This is a genomic window from Mycobacterium sp., assembly GCF_035653355.1.
Classification (GTDB): Bacteria; Actinomycetota; Actinomycetes; order Mycobacteriales; family Mycobacteriaceae; genus Mycobacterium.
Genome location: NZ_DASRBZ010000472.1, coordinates 1 through 4657, shown reverse-complemented (window position 1 = coordinate 4657; position 4657 = coordinate 1). Strand labels below are relative to the sequence as shown.

Genomic DNA, 4657 nt, shown 5'->3' with positions numbered 1-4657 from the left:
AGCGGACGCTGACGTACCCGAATGTTGGCCCTACGGGGTGAATTTGCGTCCGGTGGCCGGGCAGGCCCGGCGAACACGGCTGGAGGATTAGCCGTCGATGATCCGCGTCAGATAGGGCGTCATGTTGCTGGTGCGCGCCGGGGAAACCGTCACCGCCGGCTCGGTGGCCTCGACCATCTGCCCGTTCCCCAAGTAGATGGCGACGCTTTGGGTGCCGCCGGGGCCATAGCAGATCAAGTCGCCGGGGCGTGCCTGCGCCGGCGGGACCTTCCGCCCGACGTTGCACTGCTCGCCCGAGGTCCGCGGCATCTTGATGCCGGCACCTGCGAAGGCGTACTGGACCAGGCCGGAGGCGTCGAACCCGGCGGTGTTGGCATGCAGGCCGGTGCCGCGGGTGGGGCCTGCGACGTTGCCGCCGCCATAGAGGTAAGGCACCCCGCGCTGGGAAAGTGCTCGCTGGATCACGTAGTTGATGGCCTGCTGGTGGCTGGCTGACACGACGTTCGTGTCAGCGCTTGCCATCGGCGTGACCACGAACGGAGCCGCCAACACGGCCGCCCCGATCGCGGCGGCGTAGCTGCGCTTCATTCGACTCCACCTCTCTCTCGGCGTCGGCGCGTTGGGATTTCGCGCTGCCCGCCGTCACTGCAGTCACAACAGTCACTACAAACACTTTGACAACGGAGAGGCCGGGGTGCCATAGCAGGGCGGCTCCGCGAAGGTTTTTTTGCCAGACCGTGACCGAAGAGAGACCGCCAGCAGACCATCGCCGAATTGTTCGCGGCCGGTTGTGATTTCGGTCTCAGGCCTTTGCCGCGTCCTCAGCCCGAATAGCGTTCGCTGAAGGCGGTCAGCACCGAGCCGGCGACCGAGCAGACGGCGACAATCGCAATAGCCAGCAGCGGCCAGAAGAACATGTACCAGCCCTTCACCAGCGACACGAACGGGCCGATGACCGCCGCGGCACACGCCGCACCCAGACCGCCCCACACCACCGGGTAGATCCAGTAATTGATTCCGAATGGCGCCGGTGGGCAGTTATCCGTCGCACAGATGTCGGCGGTAAAGCCGTACAGCCGCGACGGCCACGTCGTTGTGGTGGCTACGACGACCGCCACTGTCCATACCGCCAGCGTGCACATCACGTCCCAGAGCTCAAGCCGTAGCCGCCGTTTCGGTGGTTCCTGCTCGTCGGACAGCGGCCCTGAATCGGCGTCGTGGGGCCGATGCGGGAGGCTCATGCTGGTCAATGCTCCCCGATGGCCGGTGGTTCTGCGACCGATGGCCGGTGGTCGGCTGGATTACGCTCGGTCTTCGTGCCCGCGTTGACTCCTGAGCAGATCAGCGCGATCGATGCCGCCCACCTCTGGCATCCCTACAGCACGATCGGCGCCGAAACCGTGCCGCCGGTAGTGGCGGTCGGCGCCCGCGGCGCATGGCTGACGCTGATCCGCGACGGCAAGCCGATCCAGGTGCTCGACGCGATGAGCTCGTGGTGGACCGCGATCCACGGGCACGGCCATCCCGTGCTCGACGCCGCGCTGACCACCCAGCTGGGCGAGATGAACCACGTCATGTTCGGTGGGCTGACCCATGAGCCGGCGGCGCGGCTGGCCCAGCTGCTGGTCGTCATCACCCCGGCCGGGCTGGAGACGGTGTTCTTCTGTGACTCCGGGTCGGTGTCGGTGGAAGTCGCGGTGAAGATGGCGCTGCAGTATTGGCGCAGCCGCGGCCAGTACGGCAAGAAGCGGCTGATGACCTGGCGCGGCGGCTACCACGGCGACACCTTTACGCCGATGAGCATCTGCGACCCCGACGGCGGCATGCATTCGCTCTGGACCGACGTGTTGACCGACCAAGTGTTCGCCCCGCAGGTGCCGCGCGACTACGACCCGCACTACAGCGCGGCCTTCGAGGCGCGGCTGGCCGAGCACGCCGAGGAACTCGCGGCCGTCGTCGTCGAACCGGTGGTGCAGGGCGCGGGGGGAATGCGTTTTCACGACCCCCGCTACCTGGTCGACCTGCGGGATATGTGCGGGCGGTATGGCGTCTTGCTGATCTTCGACGAGATCGCCACTGGGTTCGGGCGCACCGGCGAGCTGTTCGCGGCCGACCACGCCGAGGTCAGCCCGGACATCATGTGCGTGGGCAAGGCACTCACTGGTGGTTATCTCAGCCTGGCGGCGACGTTGTGCACGACCGAGATCGCCCACACGATCAGCACCGGCGCAGCCGGCGCGCTGATGCACGGACCCACCTTCATGGCTAACCCGCTGGCCTGCGCGGTCTCGGTCGCCAGCGTCGAGTTGCTGTTGCGCCAGGACTGGCGGTCGGCCGTCGCCGCGATCAACGCGGGCCTGACCGCCGGCCTGCAGCCCGCCCGGGCCCTGCCCGGCGTGACCGATGTGCGAGTCTGCGGCGCGATCGGCGTCATCGAATGCGGCCGCCCGGTCGATCTGGCCGTCGCCACCCCGGCCGCGCTGGACCACGGGGTATGGCTGCGGCCGTTTCGCAACCTGGTCTATGCGATGCCGCCATTCATCTGTGGGACCGACGACATCGCCCAGATCACCTCGGCGATGGTCGAGGTGGCCCGCCTCGTTGCCTAGCAGTGGCTCGCTCCTCGCGCCGTTCCGGCGCTCGTCCTCGCCCCGCTAGGCTGAACGCCGACATGACCCAAGCCGAGACCGACACCTCACCGCTGGCATGGCTGGACGCGGTGGAACAGCAGCGCCGGCAGGCCGGCTTGCGCCGCTCGCTGCGGCCACGTCCGGCGGTGGCCACCGAACTGGATCTGGCGTCCAACGACTACCTCGGTCTGTCCCAGCATCCCGACGTCATCGACGGCGGGGTGCAGGCGCTGCGCACCTGGGGCGCCGGCTCGACCGGTTCACGGCTGGTCACCGGCGACACCGAGCTGCACCAGGAACTCGAGGCGACGCTCGCCGAATTCGTCGGCGCTGCAACGGGTTTGGTGTTCTCGTCCGGCTACACGGCCAACCTCGGCGCGGTAGTCGGGTTGTCGGGACCGGGTTCGCTGCTGGTGTCGGACGCCTATTCGCACGCCTCGCTGGTCGACGCCTGCCGATTGTCCCGGGCCCGGGTGGTGGTGACGCCGCACCGCGACGTCGACGCCGTCGAAGCGGCGTTGGCGTCGCGGGACGAGGAGCGCGCGGTCGTCGTCACCGATTCGGTGTTTTCCGCCGACGGCGCCCTGGCGCCGCTGCAACAGTTACACGAGGTGTGCCGGCGACATCGTGCGCTGCTCATCGTCGACGAAGCCCACGGGCTGGGCGTGCGCGGTGTCGGCGGGCGGGGACTGCTGCAGGAGTGCGGGTTGGCCGGGATGTCTGACGTCGTGATGACGACGACGCTGTCCAAGGCGCTGGGCAGCCAAGGTGGGGTGGTGCTCGCCTCGGCGGCCGTGCGGGATCACCTCGTCGACGCCGCCCGGCCGTTCATCTTCGACACCGGCTTGGCGCCCGCCGCGGTGGGCGCGGCACTCGCGGCGCTGCGTGTGTTGGTGGCTGAGCCGTGGCGGCCGGACACGGTGCTACGGCATTCCCGTTTCTTGGCCGAGGTCTGCGACGTGCCGCAGGTTCCGGAGTCAGCGGTGGTCTCGGTGATCCTGGGAGACCCGGAGGTAGCGGTGGCCGCCGCGACCGCTTGCCTGGACGCCGGGGTGCGGGTGGGTTGCTTCCGGCCGCCGACCGTGCCGGCTGGGACGTCGCGGCTGCGGCTCACCGCGCGAGCGTCGTTGGATCGCGACGAGCTCGCGCTGGCCGAGAAGGTGCTGGCCGACGTGCTGTCCGTGGCGCGGCGGTGACGGTCCTGGTCGTCACCGGCACCGACACCGGGGTCGGCAAGACGATCGCCTGTGCGGCGTTGGCCTGCCACGCGCGGCAAGCAGGCATCGACGTTGCGGTGTGCAAACCGGTGCAGACGGGCACCGACACCGGCGACGACGACCTCGCTGACGTGGCCCGATTGTCCGCGGTCACCGAACTGGTCGGGCTGGCACGTTATCCGCTGCCACTGGCCCCGGTGGCCGCCGCCCACCACGCCGGCATGAGCCTGCCGACCCGCGACGAGATAGTGACGTTGGTTCGCGGCGTCGATCGCCCGGGACGGTTGACCATGGTCGAAGGAGCCGGTGGGCTGCTGGTCGAACTGGCCCAACACGGTGTCACCTTGCGCGACCTCGCCGTCGACCTCGCCGCCGCGGTGCTGGTCGTGTGCCGCGCCGAGCTGGGCACCCTCAACCACACCGCTCTGACGCTGGAAGCCCTTGCTGCACAAGGGCTTTCGTGCGCCGGACTAGTGATCGGCAGCTGGCCGGCCCGGCCCGAGACCGTGCACAGCTTCAATTGGTGCGCGCTGGCGAAGCTCGCGCCGGTGCGGGCCGCGCTGCCAGCCGAGGCCGGGGCCATGAGCGCCGCGGATTTCGCTGCGATGAGCGCGCGAGCATTCGACCGGGACTGGGTGAGCGCGCTGGTCGGCTGATGGTTCACTCGATCGAGCTGATCTTCGACGACGGCACCGAGGCGGCGATCCGCCGTATCTGGAATGACCTTGCCGCCGCGGGCATCCCGAGCCAGGCGCCGGCCAGCCGCCCGCATGCGACCATGGCGGTGGCCGAGCGCATCGAGCCCGAGGT

Annotated in this window: 4 protein-coding genes and 2 pseudogenes; 4 read left to right on the top strand and 2 right to left on the bottom strand. The window is 69.2% G+C overall.

The window, feature by feature from the left end; all coding sequences use genetic code 11:
- Positions 1-96: 96 nt before the first annotated feature.
- Positions 97-588, bottom strand: a pseudogene (gene ripD, locus VFA16_RS16330) (NlpC/P60 family peptidoglycan-binding protein RipD); the annotation flags it as partial.
- Between the two features lie 233 nt (positions 589-821).
- Entirely contained in the window at positions 822-1241 is a 420-nt protein-coding gene (locus VFA16_RS16325; protein ID WP_324968822.1) for a hypothetical protein, read from the bottom strand.
- A gap of 75 nt (positions 1242-1316) precedes the next feature.
- Here VFA16_RS16325 and VFA16_RS16320 point away from each other — a divergent pair, with 75 nt between their 5' ends.
- The 4 genes and pseudogenes from VFA16_RS16320 to VFA16_RS16305 all read left to right on the top strand — a co-directional run.
- Complete coding sequence (locus VFA16_RS16320; protein ID WP_324968821.1) at positions 1317-2609, top strand: adenosylmethionine--8-amino-7-oxononanoate transaminase; 1293 nt, start codon at positions 1317-1319, stop codon at positions 2607-2609.
- 62 nt (positions 2610-2671) lie between these two features.
- A complete protein-coding gene (locus tag VFA16_RS16315; protein WP_324968820.1) occupies positions 2672-3826 on the top strand; it encodes an 8-amino-7-oxononanoate synthase in 1155 nt (384 codons plus the stop codon).
- Positions 3823-4503, top strand: coding sequence for a dethiobiotin synthase (bioD, locus tag VFA16_RS16310; RefSeq protein ID WP_324968819.1), 681 nt, complete (start codon positions 3823-3825; stop codon positions 4501-4503). The genes VFA16_RS16315 and bioD overlap by 4 nt, the downstream gene beginning before the upstream one ends.
- Positions 4503-4657 (top strand): annotated as a pseudogene (locus VFA16_RS16305) (2'-5' RNA ligase family protein); the annotation flags it as partial. The gene bioD and the pseudogene VFA16_RS16305, both read left to right, overlap by 1 nt.